Origin of the sequence: Streptomyces sp. XY006 (assembly GCF_002237655.1) — a bacterium.
GTDB lineage: Bacteria > Actinomycetota > Actinomycetes > Streptomycetales > Streptomycetaceae > Streptomyces > Streptomyces levis.
In genome coordinates, this window is sequence record NZ_NOKT01000013.1 from 129,095 (window position 1) to 146,176 (window position 17,082).

Consider the following 17,082-nt stretch of genomic DNA (forward strand, 5'->3'; position numbering starts at 1 on the left):
AGCCGGCCCCGTAACTCTTTCGAGTGACCGTCGTTGAGAGTGCGAGGCGGTTGAAGGAACAAGCGCTCGGGCAGGCGTCCGAGACGGTCGACCGCACAGGTGACGATTTCGTACCAGCCTGGAGGCTCAAGGTGACGCGCATCAGCTGCGGAGGGCGGCCATGACTTCCGTCCTCGTCTGCGACGACTCCCCGCTTGCCCGAGAGGCGCTCCGCCGCGCGGTCGCGACCGTGCCCGGCGTCGAGCGCGTGACGACGGCGGCCAACGGCGAGGAAGTCCTCCGCCGCTGGGGGGCCGACCGCTCGGACCTGATTCTGATGGACGTACGCATGCCCGGACTGGGCGGCGTCGAGACGGTCCGGCGGCTGCTGTCCGCCGACCCCGGTGCGCGCATCATCATGCTCACCGTCGCCGAGGACCTGGACGGCGTGGCCCTCGCGGTCGCGGCCGGGGCCCGCGGCTATCTGCACAAGGACGCCTCCCGCGCGGAGCTCCGCGCGACGGTGACGCAGGCCCTGGCCGACCCGACCTGGCGGCTCGCCCCGCGCCGGCTGCGCTCGGCCGAGATGGGCGCGGCGCCCACGCTCACGGCGCGTGAGATCCAGGTGCTCGAAGGCATGAGCCACGGCCGTTCGAACGCGGAGATCGGCCGGGAGCTCTTCCTCTCCGAGGACACGGTCAAGACGCACGCCCGGCGCCTGTTCAAGAAGCTGGGCGCCTCGGACCGGGCCCACGCCGTGGCGCTCGGCTTCCGGTGGGGTCTGGTGCGCTAGGGCCTGTCGTTTGGATCGGGCCGGCTGCGACACGCGGCCTCCGGCGCGGGCCGGAGAGCGGGGGCACACGGATGCCCCCGCGCGAGCCGCACCCGCGCGAGCGGGAGCCGGTGGCCGACGGCAGCGCCGGCGGGGGCCTCTTCCCCCGGCCCGGGCGACGCCGAGAGCCCGGGCGGGCGAGGACCCGCGTCCCCGGGATGATCCGAACGGCAGGTCCCGGCAGTGGCCCCGCGGGCCGCAGCGGTGGCGGTGGCTCCGCGGGCCGCGGCGGTGGCGGTGGCTCCGCGGGCCGCAGCGGTGGCGGTGAGGACGCGGAACGCCAGGTGGACGGGGGTGGACCGGGGGTCCGCCCGAGGCCCGCTGCTGGTTTCGCCGCGGATGCCGCATCCTTGAGGGTGTGGAGTTCCTCGGGGACGAGTCGGTCGAGCGGAAGGGGAGGGCGCAGGGGATGAGTTCCGGCGCACCTGCTCATAACGCTTCGGTGCACAACAACGGGCGCGGTGCCGCGGACCCGGCGGCCGCAGGGCACCATGGACCGATGCGTGACGACGAGGCGGTCCATGCCCAAGGGGCGATCGGCGCGCTCGTCCACCGCGCCGTCGACGGAGACGAGCAGGCCACGCACGACCTGCTCGCCCACGTCCACCCCCTGGCGCTGCGCTACTGCCGCACCCGGCTGTCCCGCCTCCCGGGCGACGCCCGGCACTTCGTGGAGGACCTCGCCCAGGAGGTCTGCGTGGCCGTGCTCCTCGCGCTGCCCCGCTACCGGGACACAGGGCGCCCCTTCGAGGCGTTCGTCTTCGCCATCGCCGCCCACAAGGTCGCCGACCTGCAGCGCGCGGCGATGCGCCACCCCGGCTCGACCGCGGTCCCGTCCGACGAGATGCCCGAGCGGCCCGACGACTCCCTGGGGCCGGAGGAGCGCGCCCTGCTCAGCAGCGACGCGGAATGGGCCAAGAAGCTGCTGGCCAACCTGCCGGAGAACCAGCGGGAGCTGTTGCTGCTGCGGATCGCGGTGGGGCTGACGGCCGAGGAGACCGGCCAGATGTTGGGAATGTCACCCGGCGCCGTCCGGGTTGCACAACACAGGGCGCTGAGCCGGCTGCGGGCACTGGCCGAGCAGTAGGCCTGCGGCGGCCCTTCGTTGAACAGGCGGTGCGCCGCTTCCGTACGAACATACGAAGCCCGGTGCGGTCCGGAACCGTGGAATGAGACAGCCCTGCTTCCCGTTAGCATGGACATCCGCACCGATCAAGGCCATTTGGGGAAGGTGTCATGACTGCCAACGTCGACGGAGTGCCCGGTAAATTCGCGACACTCGGGCTGACCTACGACGACGTGCTGCTGCTGCCGGGTGCATCGGAAGTGCTCCCCAACGCGGTCGACACCTCGTCCCGCATCTCCCGCAACGTCCGGGTGAACATCCCGCTGCTGTCCGCCGCCATGGACAAGGTCACCGAGTCGCGCATGGCGATCGCGATGGCCCGCCAGGGCGGCGTCGGCGTCCTGCACCGCAACCTGTCCATCGAGGACCAGGTCAACCAGGTCGACCTGGTGAAGCGGTCCGAGTCGGGCATGGTCACCGACCCGATCACGGTGCACCCGGACGCCACGCTCGGCGAGGCCGACGCGCTGTGCGCCAAGTTCCGCATCAGCGGCGTCCCCGTCACCGACGGCAACGGCAAGCTGCTCGGCATCGTCACCAACCGCGACATGGCCTTCGAGAGCGACCGCACCCGTCAGGTGCGCGAGGTCATGACCCCCATGCCCCTGGTGACCGGCAAGGTCGGCATCTCCGGCCCCGACGCCATGGAGCTGCTGCGCCGCCACAAGATCGAGAAGCTGCCGCTGGTCGACGAGGCGGGCATCCTCAAGGGCCTGATCACGGTCAAGGACTTCGTCAAGGCCGAGCAGTACCCCAACGCGGCCAAGGACGCGGAGGGCCGGCTGATCGTCGGCGCCGCCGTGGGCGCCAGCCCCGAGGCGCTGGAGCGCGCCCAGGCGCTGGCCGCCGCCGGTGTGGACTTCCTGGTCGTCGACACCTCGCACGGCCACAACAGCAACGCCCTCAGCTGGATGTCGAAGATCAAGTCGAGCGTGAACGTCGACGTGATCGGCGGCAACGTCGCCACGCGCGACGGCGCCCAGGCGCTGATCGACGCCGGTGTCGACGGCATCAAGGTCGGCGTCGGCCCCGGCTCCATCTGCACCACGCGTGTGGTCGCCGGCATCGGCGTCCCGCAGGTCACCGCCATCTACGAGGCCTCCCTGGCGGCCCGCCCGGCCGGTATCCCGCTGATCGGCGACGGCGGCCTGCAGTACTCCGGCGACATCGGCAAGGCCCTGGCCGCCGGTGCCGACACGGTGATGCTGGGCAGCCTCCTCGCGGGCTGTGAGGAGTCGCCGGGCGAGCTGCAGTTCATCAACGGCAAGCAGTTCAAGTCGTACCGCGGCATGGGCTCGCTCGGCGCGATGCAGTCCCGCGGCCAGGGCAGGTCGTACTCCAAGGACCGCTACTTCCAGGCCGAGGTCGCCTCCGACGACAAGCTCGTGCCCGAGGGCATCGAGGGCCAGGTGCCCTACCGCGGCCCGCTGGCCAACGTGCTGCACCAGCTCGTCGGCGGTCTGCGCCAGACCATGGGCTACGTGGGCGCGGCCACCATCGAGGAGATGGAGTCCAAGGGCCGCTTCGTCCGCATCACCTCGGCGGGCCTGAAGGAGAGCCACCCGCACGACATCCAGATGACGGTCGAGGCGCCGAACTACAGCCGCAAGTAGCGGCCAGGCCTCCCGAGGGCGGCTCCGGAGCATCCGGGGCCGCCCTCGGCGTGCCCGTCGGCGATACTGGAAGACGCTGAAACGCATCAGGGAAAGGCCACCAACGTGACTGAGATCGAGATCGGGCGCGGCAAGCGCGGCCGCCGGGCGTACGCCTTCGACGACATCGCCGTCGTCCCCAGCCGCCGTACGCGGGACCCGAAGGAGGTCTCGATCGCCTGGCAGATCGACGCCTACCGCTTCGAGCTGCCCTTCCTGGCCGCTCCCATGGACTCGGTCGTCTCCCCGGCCACCGCCATCCGCATCGGCGAGCTCGGCGGCCTCGGCGTCCTCAACCTCGAAGGCCTGTGGACGCGCTACGAGGACCCGCAGCCGCTGCTGGACGAGATCACCGGTCTGGACGCGGAGACCGCGACCCGGCGCCTCCAGGAGATCTACGCGGCCCCGATCAAGGAGGAGCTGATCGGGCAGCGCATCAAGGAGGTCCGCGACTCCGGCGTCGTCACCGCCGCCGCGCTCTCCCCGCAGCGCACCGCCCAGTTCTCCAAGGCGGTCGTGGACGCGGGTGTGGACATCTTCGTCATCCGCGGTACGACGGTCTCGGCGGAGCACGTCTCCGGCTCGCACGAGCCGCTGAACCTGAAGCAGTTCATCTACGAGCTCGACGTCCCGGTGATCGTCGGCGGCTGCGCCACGTACACGGCCGCCCTGCACCTGATGCGCACCGGCGCGGCCGGTGTGCTGGTCGGCTTCGGCGGCGGCGCCGCGCACACCACGCGCAACGTGCTCGGCATCCAGGTCCCGATGGCCACGGCCGTCGCCGACGTCGCCGCGGCCCGCCGCGACTACATGGACGAGTCGGGCGGCCGGTACGTGCACGTGATCGCGGACGGCGGTGTCGGCTGGTCCGGCGACCTGCCCAAGGCGATCGCCTGCGGCGCGGACGCGGTGATGATGGGCTCCCCGCTGGCCCGCGCGACCGACGGTCCGGGCAAGGGCCACCACTGGGGCATGGAGGCGGTGAACGAGGAGCTGCCGCGCGGCAAGAAGGTCGCCCTCGGCACGGTCGGCACGCTGGAGGAGATCCTCACCGGTCCGTCCCACACGCCCGACGGTTCGATGAACCTCTTCGGCGCCCTGCGCCGCGCCATGTCCACGACCGGCTACAGCGAGCTCAAGGAGTTCCAGCGGGTCGAGGTCACGGTGGCGGACTCGCAGCACCGGCGGTAACCCGCTCGCACGCAAAGGGGCCCGGCCACTCAGAGGAGTGACCGGGCCCTTTCGCATGCCCAAGTGGCTTTGCCGGGGCGCTTGTTGGCGCAGAGGGGCGCACGGTTGCCTTCGGGCCGTTCGGGTCGGTGAGGGGCGGTGGTGAGCCGCTAATGTCCGTGATCGGCGCCCCGGTTCCTCTGGGTGCCCCCTTCCAAGGACACGGTCCGGACCCCGCCCTCGGGGCCCGGCCCGACACCGACGAGCCGTTCACCGGGCCACTGGGCGGCGTCGTGGAAGGGGGCGCCCATGGGTCGCCACCGCAAGCCCACCCGCTGGGACCGACTCCGTCTTCGGATGGTGCAGTGCCGGAGGAGGTGGATCTTGCGGATTTTCGGATGGTGAGCGGCCGCCCCCAAAAGGACTAGGGGCGGACACTCCGTGATCCATCCAGGAGCCTGCCGCAGTGCCCCCTGCGGTGGGCTCCACCCTTTTCGGATGGTGAGCGGCCACCCCCACGAGAACTAGGGGCGGACACTCCGTGATCCATCCAGGAGCCTGCCGCAGTGGCCTCTGCGGTGGGCTCCGTCTGTTTTCGTAAGGTACCCGGGCCGGGTGCCGGGTGCCAGCAGTCGCCGGGCTCCCGCACCTCGCGCGCCCCCCTTCACAACCGGTGCGCCGCCCCCGTAGGGGTCGCCCCCCGGGTGTCCAGCAGGAGCTGTGCCTTCACCGACAGGCCCTGGAGGTCGTACGTGCGGTGCTGCTGGAGCAGGATCGTCAGGTCCGCGTCGGCCGCTGCCTCGTAGAGGGAGTCCGCGCGGGGGACGGGGCGGTCCAGGACGCTCCAGGCGGGGACGTGAGGGTCGTGGTAGCTGACCGAGGCGCCCAGTTCCATCAGACGCTGGGCGATCTCCTGGGCCGGGGTGGCCTGGAGGTCGGCGAGGTCCGGCTTGTAGGTGACGCCGAGGAGGAGCACGCGCGCGCCCCGGGCCGACTTGCCGTGCTCGTTGAGGAGCGTGGCGGCGCGCTGGACGACGTAGCCGGGCATGCGGCTGTTGACCTGCTGGGCCAGCTCCACCATGCGCAGGCCGCGGCCCGCCCGGCCGGTCAGGTCCTGGGGGACCGAGTGGCCGCCGACGCCCGGGCCCGGGCGGAAGGCCTGGAAGCCGAACGGCTTGGTCTCCGCGCAGCGGATGACGTCCCACAGGTCGACGCCGAGGTCGTGGCAGAGGACCGCCATCTCGTTGACGAGGGCGATGTTCACATGCCGGTAGTTCGTCTCCAGCAGCTGCACGGTCTCCGCTTCGCGGGGTCCACGCGCGCGTACCACCTTGTCCGTCAGCCTGCCGTAGAACGCGGCGGCCGACTCGGTGCAGGCCGGGGTGAGGCCGCCGATGACCTTCGGGGTGGTGGCGGGCGTGACCTCGCGGTTGCCGGGGTCGACGCGGCTGGGGGAGTACGCCAGGTGGAAGTCGCGGCCCGCGCGCAGGCCGGAGCCCTCTTCCAGCAGCGGGCGCAGGAAGTCCTCCGTGGTCCCCGGGTGCACCGCCGACTCCAGGATCACCGTGGTGTGCGGGCGCAGGTGCGCGGCCAGGGTGCGGGCGGCGCTCTCCAGCGGGCCGAGGTCGGGCGTGCCGTCCGCGCCCGGCGGTGTCGGCGCGCAGAGCACCGCCGTGCGGACCCGGCCCAGCTCGGCCGGGTCGGTGGCCGGCCGGAAGCCCCCCGAGAGCATCCGGCGCAGCTCGGCGGGGCTGAGCGAGCCGGCTTCGGGGCCGGTCCGGTAGCCCAGGGTGGGGATGCCGGCGGCGACGGCGGCCTGGGCCAGGGGCAGGCCGTACGGGCCGAGTCCGATGACGGCGAGATCTGCGGGCATGGCGTGGCCGTCCTTCCCGATAACCGAAGTGGGACAGGTGCGCAAGCCCTGTGGACAGGACGGGCGAGCGCAATGTCAGACTAGGAGTAAATATGACCGATATGCGGCATTGGCTGGCCGAGTTTCGGTGAGTGTTCCGTGACCGTTGTCCACAGGCTGGGGGTCCGTGGTGGCTGAAGTGGGGCAACACGGTCAGAATTTGGGCAGGGGATACGGACGGGGCTGCGCCCGACGGGTGCGGTCGGCGCGACCGATGAGCGGGAGGCAGCGGTGAGGACAGCGACACTCGGACCGGCGCAGCGCGCCGAGTCACTCGCATCGATGGCCGAGCGCGAGCTGGACGTGCTGGTCGTGGGCGCAGGCGTGGTCGGCGCGGGCACCGCTCTGGACGCGGTCACCAGAGGTCTGTCCACGGGCCTGGTCGAGGCGCGGGACTGGGCGTCCGGCACCTCCAGCCGGTCCAGCAAGCTGATCCACGGCGGCCTGCGCTATCTGGAGATGCTCGACTTCGCCCTGGTCAGGGAGGCCCTGAAGGAGCGCGGTCTGCTGCTGGAGCGGCTCGCCCCGCACCTGGTGAAGCCCGTGCCGTTCCTGTACCCGCTGCAGCACAAGGGCTGGGAGCGGCTGTACGCCGGATCGGGCGTCGCCCTGTACGACGCCATGTCCATGGCGCGCGGGCACGGCCGGGGCCTGCCCATGCACCGGCACCTGACGCGCGGTCACGCCCTGCGGGTGGCGCCCTGCTTGAGGAAGGACGCGCTGGTGGGGGCGTTGCAGTACTACGACGCCCAGATGGACGACGCCCGCTACGTCGCGACCCTGGTGCGCACGGCGGTCGCCTACGGCGCGAAGGCCGCCAACCGCGCGCGGGTGACGGGCTTCCTGCGCGAGGGCGAGCGGGTCGTCGGCGCCAAGGTGCAGGACGTCGAAGGCGGCGGCGAGTACGAGATCCACGCCAAGCAGGTCGTCAACGCCACCGGCGTGTGGACGGACGACACGCAGGCCATGGTCGGTGAGCGCGGCCAGTTCCACGTCCGGGCGTCCAAGGGCATCCACCTGGTCGTGCCGCGCGACCGGATCCACTCGACGACCGGGCTCATCCTGCGCACGGAGAAGTCCGTGCTGTTCGTCATCCCCTGGGGCCGGCACTGGATCGTCGGCACCACGGACACCGAGTGGGACCTCGACAAGGCCCACCCGGCGGCCTCCAGCGCGGACATCGACTACCTGCTCGAGCATGTGAACTCGGTCCTCGCGGTGCCCCTCACCAGGGACGACGTCCAGGGCGTCTACGCGGGCCTGCGGCCCCTGCTCGCGGGCGAGTCGGACGCCACCAGCAAGCTGTCCCGCGAGCACACGGTGGCGCATCCGGTGCCGGGCCTGGTCGTCGTGGCGGGCGGCAAGTACACGACGTACCGGGTCATGGCCAAGGACGCGGTGGACGCGGCGGTGCACGGCCTGGACATGCGGGTCGCCGAGTGCGTCACCGAGGAGGTGCCGCTGCTGGGCGCCGAGGGCTACCGGGCGATGTGGAACGCGCGGGCGCGGATCGCCGCCGGGACCGGCCTCCACGTGGTGCGCGTGGAGCACCTGCTGAACCGCTACGGGGCGATGACGGAGGAACTCCTCGAACTCATCGCCGAGGACCCGTCGCTCGGGGAGCCGCTGCCGGCGGCCGACGACTACCTGCGCGCCGAGATCGTCTACGCGGCCTCGCACGAGGGGGCGCGGCATCTGGACGACGTGCTGACGCGGCGCACGCGCATCTCGATCGAGACCTTCGACCGGGGCACGCGCAGCGCCCGGGACGCCGCCGAGCTGATGGCGCCGGTCCTCGGCTGGGACAAGGACCAGATCGAGCGCGAGGTGCAGCACTACGAGAAGCGGGTGGAGGCCGAGCGGGAGTCGCAGCGGCAGCCGGACGACCTGACGGCGGACGCGGCGCGGCTGGGGGCGCCGGACATCGTGCCGTTGTAGGCGGCCCGGCCCGCTGTGCGGCCCCTCCCCCCACGCGCACACACATCACCCGAACGAGTGTCGGGGGATGGGATCTCCGTTCGGGGCCCGGTCGTTTCACATGGTGCGGGGGCAGAACTCGGCCGCGAGCACCGCGGGTTCGAGACCGGGATCGGCTATCGCGTCCGTGTTCACGCGGAGGGTGAGGACACGCCGGCCGTCGACGGTGGCCGCGCTGCGCACATAGCTGCCGGATATGTGCCCGTTGTGTCCCCACACGGTCGTGCCGCACGGCAGCTTCTCGGGGAACAGCCCCATGCCGTACGCGCCGTGTGCGGCACGGGTGTCGAGCATCTCGCGCAGCCGGCGCGGGGGCAGCAGCCGGCCGCCGAGCAGGGCCGCGTAGAAGCGGTCCAGGTCGGCCAGTGTGGTCACCATCTCGCCCGCGGCTCCGGCCGCCCGCGGGTCGAGAGCGGTGACGTCGGTTCCGTCGGCGGCGTAGGAGCGGCCGTGCGGGGAGGGCAGCGAGGAGCGTGATCCGGGGAAGGAGGTGCCCGTCAGGCCCAGCGGGGTGATGATGCGGCGCTCGGTCTCGGCGGCGTACGAGTCGCCGGTGACCTGCTCGACGACCATGCCGAGCAGGACGTAGTTGGTGTTCGAGTAGGAGAAGCGGCCGCGTTCGGCCGGGGGGTGGGTGAGAGCTATGCGCACGGCCTGATCGGGTGTGACGGGCGTGGTGCCGTCGGTGGCCGCGGTGAAGTCGTACAGACCGCTGGTGTGGGTGAGCAGGGAGCGCAGGGTCAGCGCGCGGCCGTCGTTGCCGGCGCCCCGCACCAGACCGGGCAGGTGCCGCTCCACGGTGTCGGACAGCGACAGCCGGTCCTCGGCGGCCAGTTGCAGCACGACGGTGGCGATGAACGTCTTGGTGATGCTGCCGGCGCGGAAGTGGTCCGACCGGGCGATTCCCGGCCCGGCCTGGGCATAGCGGGTGGTGGTCCCCTCCCGGGCCAGCAGGGCCGCGGCGGGTGCCCGGCCCCGGGTCACGAGCAACGGCAGCACGGCGTCCGTGGGCGGCACGGACAGGGCCGAGGAATCGGCGGGCGGCAACCCCAGCAGGACCACGACCAGGGGCAGGGCCGGCAGCGTCCGGAAGGACGGCATACGGGCACCTCCCTGGTCGGGGCGTCGGGGCGTCGGGGCGTCGGGGTGTCGGGGTGTCGTGGTGTGGGGTGTCGGGACGTCGAGGCGTCGGGTGCGTGCGGGCGTCGGGGAGTCAGGGCGTTGCAGTATCGCGGAGAGGGGGAGCGTAGGGGAGTGGGAGTGTGAGGTGTCGGGCGTCGGGCCCGGGTGTGCCTCGGGCGTGGGCGCCGGGGGCCCATCATGCAGGGCGGGGCCGGGTCCGCCGCGGGCGGGTTCCGGCGGGGCGGACCCCCGGGTGCTTGGCCAGGGGCCCCCTGGGCACTTGGCACTTGTCGGGTGAGAGACAATGGAGGCTCTGTCAGGGCGGGTTGTATGAGGGGACGCATGTCGGAGGCGGAGCGGGCGGGCACATCTCGTCAGGACACTCGTCAGGACAACAAGGAGCGTCTCCTCGCGGGGCGTTACCGGCTGGGCAACGTGCTGGGCCGCGGAGGCATGGGCACCGTCTGGCGGGCCCAGGACGAAACCCTGGGGCGGACGGTCGCCGTCAAGGAGCTGCGGTTCCCGTCGAACATCGACGAGGACGAGAAGCGGCGGCTGATCACGCGGACGCTGCGCGAGGCCAAGGCGATCGCACGGATCCGCAACAACAGCGCCGTGACGGTGTACGACGTGGTCCAAGAGGACGACCGGCCCTGGATCGTCATGGAGCTCGTCGAGGGCAAGTCGCTCGCCGAGGTCATCCGGGAGGACGGCCTCCTCGAACCGAAGCGCGCGGCGGAGGTCGGGCTCGCCGTCCTGGACGTGCTGCGGTCCGCGCACCGCGAGGGCATCCTGCACCGCGACGTGAAGCCGTCCAACGTGCTGATCGCCGAGGACGGCCGGGTCGTGCTCACCGACTTCGGCATCGCGCAGGTCGAGGGCGACCCGTCCATCACCTCGACCGGCATGCTCGTCGGCGCGCCCTCCTACATCTCCCCGGAGCGGGCGCGCGGGCACAAGCCGGGCCCGGCGGCCGACCTGTGGTCGCTCGGCGGGCTGCTGTACGCGGCGGTGGAAGGCGCGCCGCCGTACGACAAGGGGTCGGCCATAGCGACGCTGACGGCCGTGATGACCGAGCCGCTGGAGGAGCCGAAGAACGCCGGTCCGCTGACGGACGTCATCCACGGGCTGCTCACCAAGGACCCCGCCCAGCGGCTCGACGACGCGGGCGCCCGGGCGATGCTGAACGCGGTCATCCACGCACCCGCCAAGGCCGACGCGGAGCCGCTGGACGCGACGAAGGTCGTGCCGTTGCCCGCGCAGCCGGACAGGGCGTCGGGCAAGGGGAGTTCGGGCGGCAAGCGGGGCGAGGAGGCCGGGGAGCGGCTGCGCGGCGCCCTGCGCTCGGTGCGCAAGGCCGCGACGGGAGCGGCGGCCGCCGGGGCCGCGTCCGGGACCGCCGAGTCCGCTTCCGGCCCGGACGGCCGGGCGGAGCGGTCCGCGGGCGCGGGTGCAGTCGCCGGATCGTCGTCGAGTCCGGTGCCGGGCCAGGCGTCGGCCGCCGAGCCCGCCGCCGGGACCGGTGAGAAGCAGACTGGGAAGCAGACGAAGACCGGCTCCGGAGGCCGGAGTTCGGGGTGGCCCGTGATGCCGCCGCCGGACCTGCCGCCGAGGCCGGCGCCCCGGGCGCCGCTCACCGACGTGGTGCCGCGGCGCACGCTGCTGATCATCGCGGTGGTCGTGGCGCTGGCCGTGATCGGCACGGTGCTCGCCATCGTGCTCAGCGGGGACGACGACAAGGGATCGCAGGGTGCCCGCGGCGCCGGCGGCAAGACCGTCGCCACCGCGCCGAGCAGCCCCGACACCAAGGGCGACGAGAGCGACGGCACGCGCACGGACGGCGCGCAGAGCCCCAAGCCCTCCGGCCCGGCCTCCAACAGCACACCCGGCAGCGGGTCCGGCGCCTCCGACGGCAGCGGCTCCTCCGAAGGGGACGGCACGGCGGCCGAGTCGACGCACCAGGGCGGCCAGGGGTACTCGATCGGCCTGCCGAAGGGCTGGAAGTACCAGTCCACGGGTGCGGCGGGGGACCGCTTCACCGGCCCCGACGGGCAGAAGCTGCTGATCGCCTGGACGTCCACGCCCAAGGGCGACCCGGTGGCGGACTGGGAGAGCCAGGAGCGCTACATGCAGCGCGCGCAGTACCAGAAGATCCGAATAGAGAAGGTGGACTACCGGGGCTGGAACACCGCCGACTGGGAGTTCACCTACACGGACGGGGGCACCAAGTACCGGACGATCGACCGCGGTTTCGTCGTCGACGACCGGCAGGGGTACGCCCTGATGTACACGGCGAAGGCAGCCGACTGGGACGGCGAGCTGCGCAAGGAGACCTGGCGGACGCTGACCAAGACCTTCGAACCCAAGTCCTGAGCATGAGGGCCCCCGGGTTTGGGGAGGCAGATCTGGTCATCCCCACATTGCGGGTTGCCTGCGGCACGTATCGTAAATGTTTGCGGACCGTGCGCAGCCGGAACGGACTGTGGGGCGAACGGATGTGACCGACCGGGCCGACGGGGGAGGCAACGTGGACGACTATGCGGGACGGGTTCTCGCCGACCGCTACCGCCTGCCGCTGCCGCCGTCCGACGAGTACGAACTCACCGAGACCCGGGCCTTCGACACCTACAGCGGACAGGAAGTCCTGGTCCGGCAGGTGCCGTTGCCCGAGGTGGTCGAGGCGGAGGTGCTCGACGCGGAGGGGCTGCCCGACGGTTTCACGGCCCGTGACGGAGGAGTGCGGCGGCCCGGGGCGCGCCAGGGCGTGCGGCGGCCCACGGATCCGGTGGTGCGGCGCGCGGTCGCCGCCGCGCAGGCTGCGGCGGCGATCCCCGACCATCCGCGGCTCGACCAGGTCTTCGACGTGTTCGCCGAGGGCGGTTCGCTGTGGATCGTCAGTGAGCTGGTGGCCGCGCGTCCGCTGGCGGCGCTGCTCGCCGAGAAGCCGCTGACGCCCTACCGGGCGGCCGAGGTGGCCTCCGACGTGCTCATGGCGCTGCGGGTGCTGCACGCCCACGGCTGGGTGCACCGGAACATCACCGCGCGGACGGTACTCGTCTGCGACGACGGCCGGGTGATGCTGACCGGCCTCGCGGTGGGCGCGGCGGAGGAAGCGCTGTGCGGCTACGACCCGGTGCCGCCCCCGCCGTTCGAAGAGTCCTCGCAGGGACAGGCGCTGGGGCAGGGGCCGGGACAGGGGCAGGGACCGCGGGCTGTGGGCCCCGGGGCCGGAGTGGTCAACGGCGTGGGCGGCCCCGGCGGCCCCGGTGGCGGCCCCGGCGGTCAGGGCCGTGCCGGTGGGCCGGTCGGCATCGGCGGCCCGGGCGATCCCGAGGCCGCGCGGCGGGCCGCCATAGAGGCGCGGGAGGCCAGGGGACTGCCCGCGGCCGGGGCGGACTCGACCGGCGCCGGCCCGGCCGTGCCGGCGCGGCGGAGCCCGGACGACACCGACCCGCGGGCGGCGCGCGCCGGGGCCATCGCGGCCTACCGGGCGGGTGCCAGGGCGGCCGCCCGGGTCCAGGAGGCCCAGCAGAACACCCGGGCGCTGCCCGGCGCCCGGCCCGCGCAGGACAGTGGGCCGGGGTCCCACACCAACGGCGCGGCGCACGCGCCCTACGTCCCCGGGCAGGGCACGGGGCCCGACGCCTCCCCGCCGGGACGGATAGCCGACCCCTACGGCGTGGCCGGCAAGCCCCGCACCACCGCCTGGCACGGCGCCACGCCCCGCGGCGGAGCCGGTGACGCAGGCGCCGGCGTCTCCTTGCCGCAGGGCCAGGAGCAGGCGGCCCTGCCCCCGGCCCAGGACCCTTCCCAGCCCACCCGGTGGGACGACCTGGTCGCCGACACCCCGGCGCCCCGGCGCGGTCCGGCCACGGCCCTGGCCGCCGAGCGGGCGCGGCAGGCACGCATGGCGGTCGTCGGGCCCGTCACGGAACGCTGGGCGCCGGAGCAGGCCGGACCCGTGCACGAGAACTGGCAGCTGGCCGCGCCCATCGGCCCCGCCACCGATCTGTGGGCGCTGGGCGCGCTGCTCTTCCGTGCCGTGCAGGGCCATGCGCCCTACCCGGAGGAGTCGACGGCCGAACTGGTGCAGATGGTGTGCGCGGAACCGCCCGCGTACGCCGAGGAGTGCGGGCCGCTGCGCCCGGTCGTGGAGTCGCTGCTGCGGCAGGACCCCACCGAGCGCCTCGACTTCGAGGAACTGCGCGGCTGGCTGCGCTCGCTGGTGCGCTCGGCGCCCGAGCCGGAGGCCGGGCTGCACGTGGTCGCGGCGCCCCCGGCCGACGCCAGCCGGCTGCCCGTCGTACGCCGCCGGGGCGAGCTCGTGCGCAGGCGGAAGGCCGGGCTGCCCGCGCATCACGGGCGGCACAAGCGGGCCAAGGAGTCCCGTTCGCCGCACCGCCTCGGCCGCACCCTGCTCGTGCTGGTGCTGCTCGCGATGGCCGCGGCGATCGCCTACGCCATGCTCTTCATGCCCAAGTCGGACACCGGCGCGGGGCAGGGCACGGACCGCACCGGTGCCGCCGGCGAGGCCGGGCAGGCGCCCGAGCCGGACGCCAGCAGCGAGCCGAGGCCCGACCAGACCTCACCGGCTCCGGACAAGAGCCCGTCCACGTCGGCCGGTTCCTCCGAGACGCAGACCACCGGACCCGACGTCGCCGACGGCTTCACGCTGCGCAAGGACGCGGCCGGTTTCCAGGTCGCCGTCGCCAAGGGCTGGGACCGGAGCTCGGGGGGCGGCAACGGCCGGGTCGTCTACGCGAAGGGCGACTTCGAGCTCATCGTCGTACCGGGCCGCGACAAGGCGTCGGAGTACGGCAGTGATCCGATGGCCTACCAGCGGGAGCGGGAGCGCGAGTTGCAGCCCTACCGCGACTCCAGCTGGGCCACCTCGACGGGGCTGAAGACGATCGAGGTGGGCGGACGGACCATGGCCGAGGGGCAGTTCACCTGGACCGGCGACGACGGGGGCGAGCTGTACGTGCGCAACCTCGCGATGCTGGTCGACGGGCGCTACCACGTGCTCCAGGTACGCGGACCGGAGTCCGAGCGGGACGAGGTGACGCGGCTGTACGAGCAGGCGGCGGCCACCTACCGGGTGACGGGGTGAAGGGCGGGCCTGCGCCCGTACGTCCCGGTTCCCCCTCTGGTCATCTCACGTCTCCGCAGGCGACAACCGTCACAGTGCGGTCACCGTGGCACCCCGCTTGTTCCCTGGGAAGGGGCGTGTCCTTACGCTGACCCTGTCAAGACCATTGCGGGGCAACGTGAATCAGATGCAGGGCCAGCTCGTCGCGGGCCGTTACCGGCTGGCCGACGCCATCGGCAGCGGCGGGATGGGCCGGGTGTGGCGTGCGCATGACGAGGTGTTGCACCGTTCCGTGGCCATCAAGGAGTTGACGGCCGCCCTCTACGTCTCCGAGAGCGAGCAGGCGATCCTGCTGGCCCGCACCCGGGCCGAGGCCAGGGCCGCCGCGCGGATCAACCACTCAGCGGTCGTCACCGTGCACGACGTGCTGGAGCACGACGGGCGTCCGTGGATCGTGATGGAGCTGGTCGAGGGCCGCTCCCTGGCGGACGCGGTCAAGGAGGAGGGGCGCGTCGAGCCGCGTGAGGCGGCGCGCATCGGGCTGTGGGTGCTGCGGGCCCTGCGCGCCGCGCACACCGCCGGTGTCCTGCACCGCGACATCAAACCGGGCAACGTCCTGCTCGGCCGCGACGGACGGGTGCTGCTCACCGACTTCGGCATCGCCCAGATCGAGGGTGACACGACCATCACCCGGACCGGGGAGGTCGTCGGCTCGGTCGACTACCTGGCACCCGAGCGGGTCCGCGGCCACGACCCGGGTCCGTCCTCCGACCTGTGGGCGCTCGGCGCGACGCTCTACACGGCCGTCGAGGGGCGCTCGCCGTTCCGTCGCACCACGCCGCTGACCACCATGCAGGCCGTGGTCGAGGAGGAGGCCGACGAGGCCCGGTACGCCGGTCCACTCGCGCCCGTCATCACCGCGCTGCTGCGCAAGGACCCCGCCACCCGGCCCGACCCGTCCGAGGCCGAGCAGATGCTCGCTGAGGCGGCTGAGGGACGGCGGCCGAACGGGGCACAGGCGTACGTGCCGACGCAGTACGGGGGGACGCAGCCGTACCGGGAGGGCACGGGCGGCACGGGCACGGCGGGCGCGGGAACGACCGGCACGGGCGCGGCCGGCGCGGGTGCGGGCCCGAATGGCACCGGCCTGCACGGAACCAGCGGGCACGGCCCCGGTCCGAACGGCCCCGGCGGGCACGGCCCCGGCCCGAACGGCCCGGGTCCGGCCGGCTCGGGTTCGTACACCCGTACGCCGCTGCCGCCGCAGGCCGGCACCCCGGGGACCGGAACGCCGACGTCCGGTGCCGGACAGCCGCACGCCGGGACGCAGCAGGGCGGGGGACACACCTACGGCGGGGCACAGCCCTACGGCGCGCCGCAGACGTACGGCACCGGACACCACCCCACCGCCGGACACCAGTCGAGCTCGGGACACCACCCCACCGCCGGACACCAGTCGAGCTCGGGACACCAGCCCGGCGCCGGACACCACCCCAGCCACGGACGCCAGCCAGGCCCGGGGCATCAACCCGGTGTGGGGCAGGTGTCGGGGGTGGGCCGGACCGTCGGGTCGGGGCGGCGGCGTCGGCTGCGTACCCTCGCCCTCGTCATCGCACTCGCGGCGATCATCGGCGGGGGCACGGCCGTCGTGCTGCAGCAGTGGGACGACTCCCGGCGCACGCCGGGGACCGCGTCCGGGTCCGTGGGCCCCGCGGCCGAGCCGGGGAGTTCGGTCCCGGAGGGCTGGACCCGCCGTGACGACCCCGCGGGTTTCAGCCTCTACCTGCCCAAGGGCTGGAAGCGCAAGCCCTTCGGCCCGCAGGGCGAGCTCCGGCAGATCGACTACACGCCGGACGGCGGACGGCAGTTCGTCAGGATCGCCGTCGACACCTCCCCGGACTTCTCCGACCCGTACGCCCACCAGCTCGACCTGGAGGAGCAGCTGAAGGGCCTGGCCGAGTACCGCCGGCTCACGCTGGAGCGCAACGTCTACCGCGACCGGAACGGCGCGCTGTGGGAGTACACCTGGACCGCGCGGGCGAAGGACACCCCGTTCCCCGGTCCGCGCCGGGCCATCGAGGAGACGTACGTGGCCCGCGACGGCACCGAGTACGTGCTCTACATGTCGGCCCCCGCGTCCGACTGGGCCAAGGCGCGCAAGCAGTTCACCGCGCTGTTGCAGGGGTGGCAGGAGAAGACCGCCTGAGACGCTCCGGCCGCTGA

General features: G+C 73.2%; 10 protein-coding genes. 8 read left to right on the top strand and 2 right to left on the bottom strand.

Annotated elements, in window-relative coordinates; translation table 11 throughout:
- The first annotated feature begins 160 nt into the window (after positions 1 to 160).
- The 4 genes from CHR28_RS17125 (at position 161) to CHR28_RS17140 (ending at position 4,780) form a co-directional block, all read left to right on the top strand.
- The gene (locus CHR28_RS17125) at positions 161 to 772 is read left to right on the top strand and encodes a response regulator transcription factor (RefSeq protein WP_003948568.1); all 612 of its coding nucleotides are present in this window, start codon (positions 161 to 163) and stop codon (positions 770 to 772) included.
- A 538-nt stretch (positions 773 to 1,310) separates the two neighbouring features.
- Positions 1,311 to 1,898, top strand: coding sequence for a sigma-70 family RNA polymerase sigma factor (locus CHR28_RS17130; protein ID WP_030233658.1), 588 nt, complete (start codon positions 1,311 to 1,313; stop codon positions 1,896 to 1,898).
- A 149-nt stretch (positions 1,899 to 2,047) separates the two neighbouring features.
- Positions 2,048 to 3,550 (top strand): IMP dehydrogenase, encoded by a 1,503-nt coding sequence (gene guaB, locus CHR28_RS17135; protein ID WP_094054496.1) that lies wholly within the window; start codon positions 2,048 to 2,050, stop codon positions 3,548 to 3,550.
- Between the two features lie 105 nt (positions 3,551 to 3,655).
- Positions 3,656 to 4,780 (top strand): GuaB3 family IMP dehydrogenase-related protein, encoded by a 1,125-nt coding sequence (locus tag CHR28_RS17140; protein ID WP_094054497.1) that lies wholly within the window; start codon positions 3,656 to 3,658, stop codon positions 4,778 to 4,780.
- A 643-nt stretch (positions 4,781 to 5,423) separates the two neighbouring features.
- Here the strand turns inward: CHR28_RS17140 and CHR28_RS17145 are convergent.
- On the bottom strand, positions 5,424 to 6,632 hold the full coding sequence (locus CHR28_RS17145; protein ID WP_094054498.1) for a nucleotide sugar dehydrogenase: 1,209 nt from the start codon (positions 6,630 to 6,632) through the stop codon (positions 5,424 to 5,426).
- A gap of 270 nt (positions 6,633 to 6,902) precedes the next feature.
- Between CHR28_RS17145 and CHR28_RS17150 the strand changes: the two genes are divergently transcribed.
- Positions 6,903 to 8,609 (top strand): glycerol-3-phosphate dehydrogenase/oxidase, encoded by a 1,707-nt coding sequence (locus tag CHR28_RS17150; protein ID WP_094054499.1) that lies wholly within the window; start codon positions 6,903 to 6,905, stop codon positions 8,607 to 8,609.
- 96 nt (positions 8,610 to 8,705) lie between these two features.
- Here CHR28_RS17150 and CHR28_RS17155 read toward each other — a convergent pair whose 3' ends face one another.
- A complete protein-coding gene (locus tag CHR28_RS17155) occupies positions 8,706 to 9,749 on the bottom strand; it encodes a serine hydrolase domain-containing protein (protein ID WP_094054500.1) in 1,044 nt (347 codons plus the stop codon).
- Between the two features lie 363 nt (positions 9,750 to 10,112).
- Here CHR28_RS17155 and CHR28_RS17160 point away from each other — a divergent pair, with 363 nt between their 5' ends.
- The 3 genes from CHR28_RS17160 (at position 10,113) to CHR28_RS17170 (ending at position 17,065) form a co-directional block, all read left to right on the top strand.
- Positions 10,113 to 12,143, top strand: a complete 2,031-nt coding sequence (locus CHR28_RS17160; RefSeq protein WP_094054501.1) for a serine/threonine-protein kinase — start codon at positions 10,113 to 10,115, stop codon at positions 12,141 to 12,143.
- A gap of 154 nt (positions 12,144 to 12,297) precedes the next feature.
- Positions 12,298 to 14,880 carry a protein kinase gene (locus tag CHR28_RS17165; RefSeq protein WP_094054565.1) on the top strand — a complete coding sequence of 861 codons (2,583 nt, stop codon included), beginning with the start codon at positions 12,298 to 12,300 and terminating at the stop codon, positions 14,878 to 14,880.
- A gap of 166 nt (positions 14,881 to 15,046) precedes the next feature.
- On the top strand, positions 15,047 to 17,065 hold the full coding sequence (locus tag CHR28_RS17170) for a serine/threonine-protein kinase (RefSeq protein ID WP_094054502.1): 2,019 nt from the start codon (positions 15,047 to 15,049) through the stop codon (positions 17,063 to 17,065).
- Positions 17,066 to 17,082 lie beyond the last annotated feature (17 nt).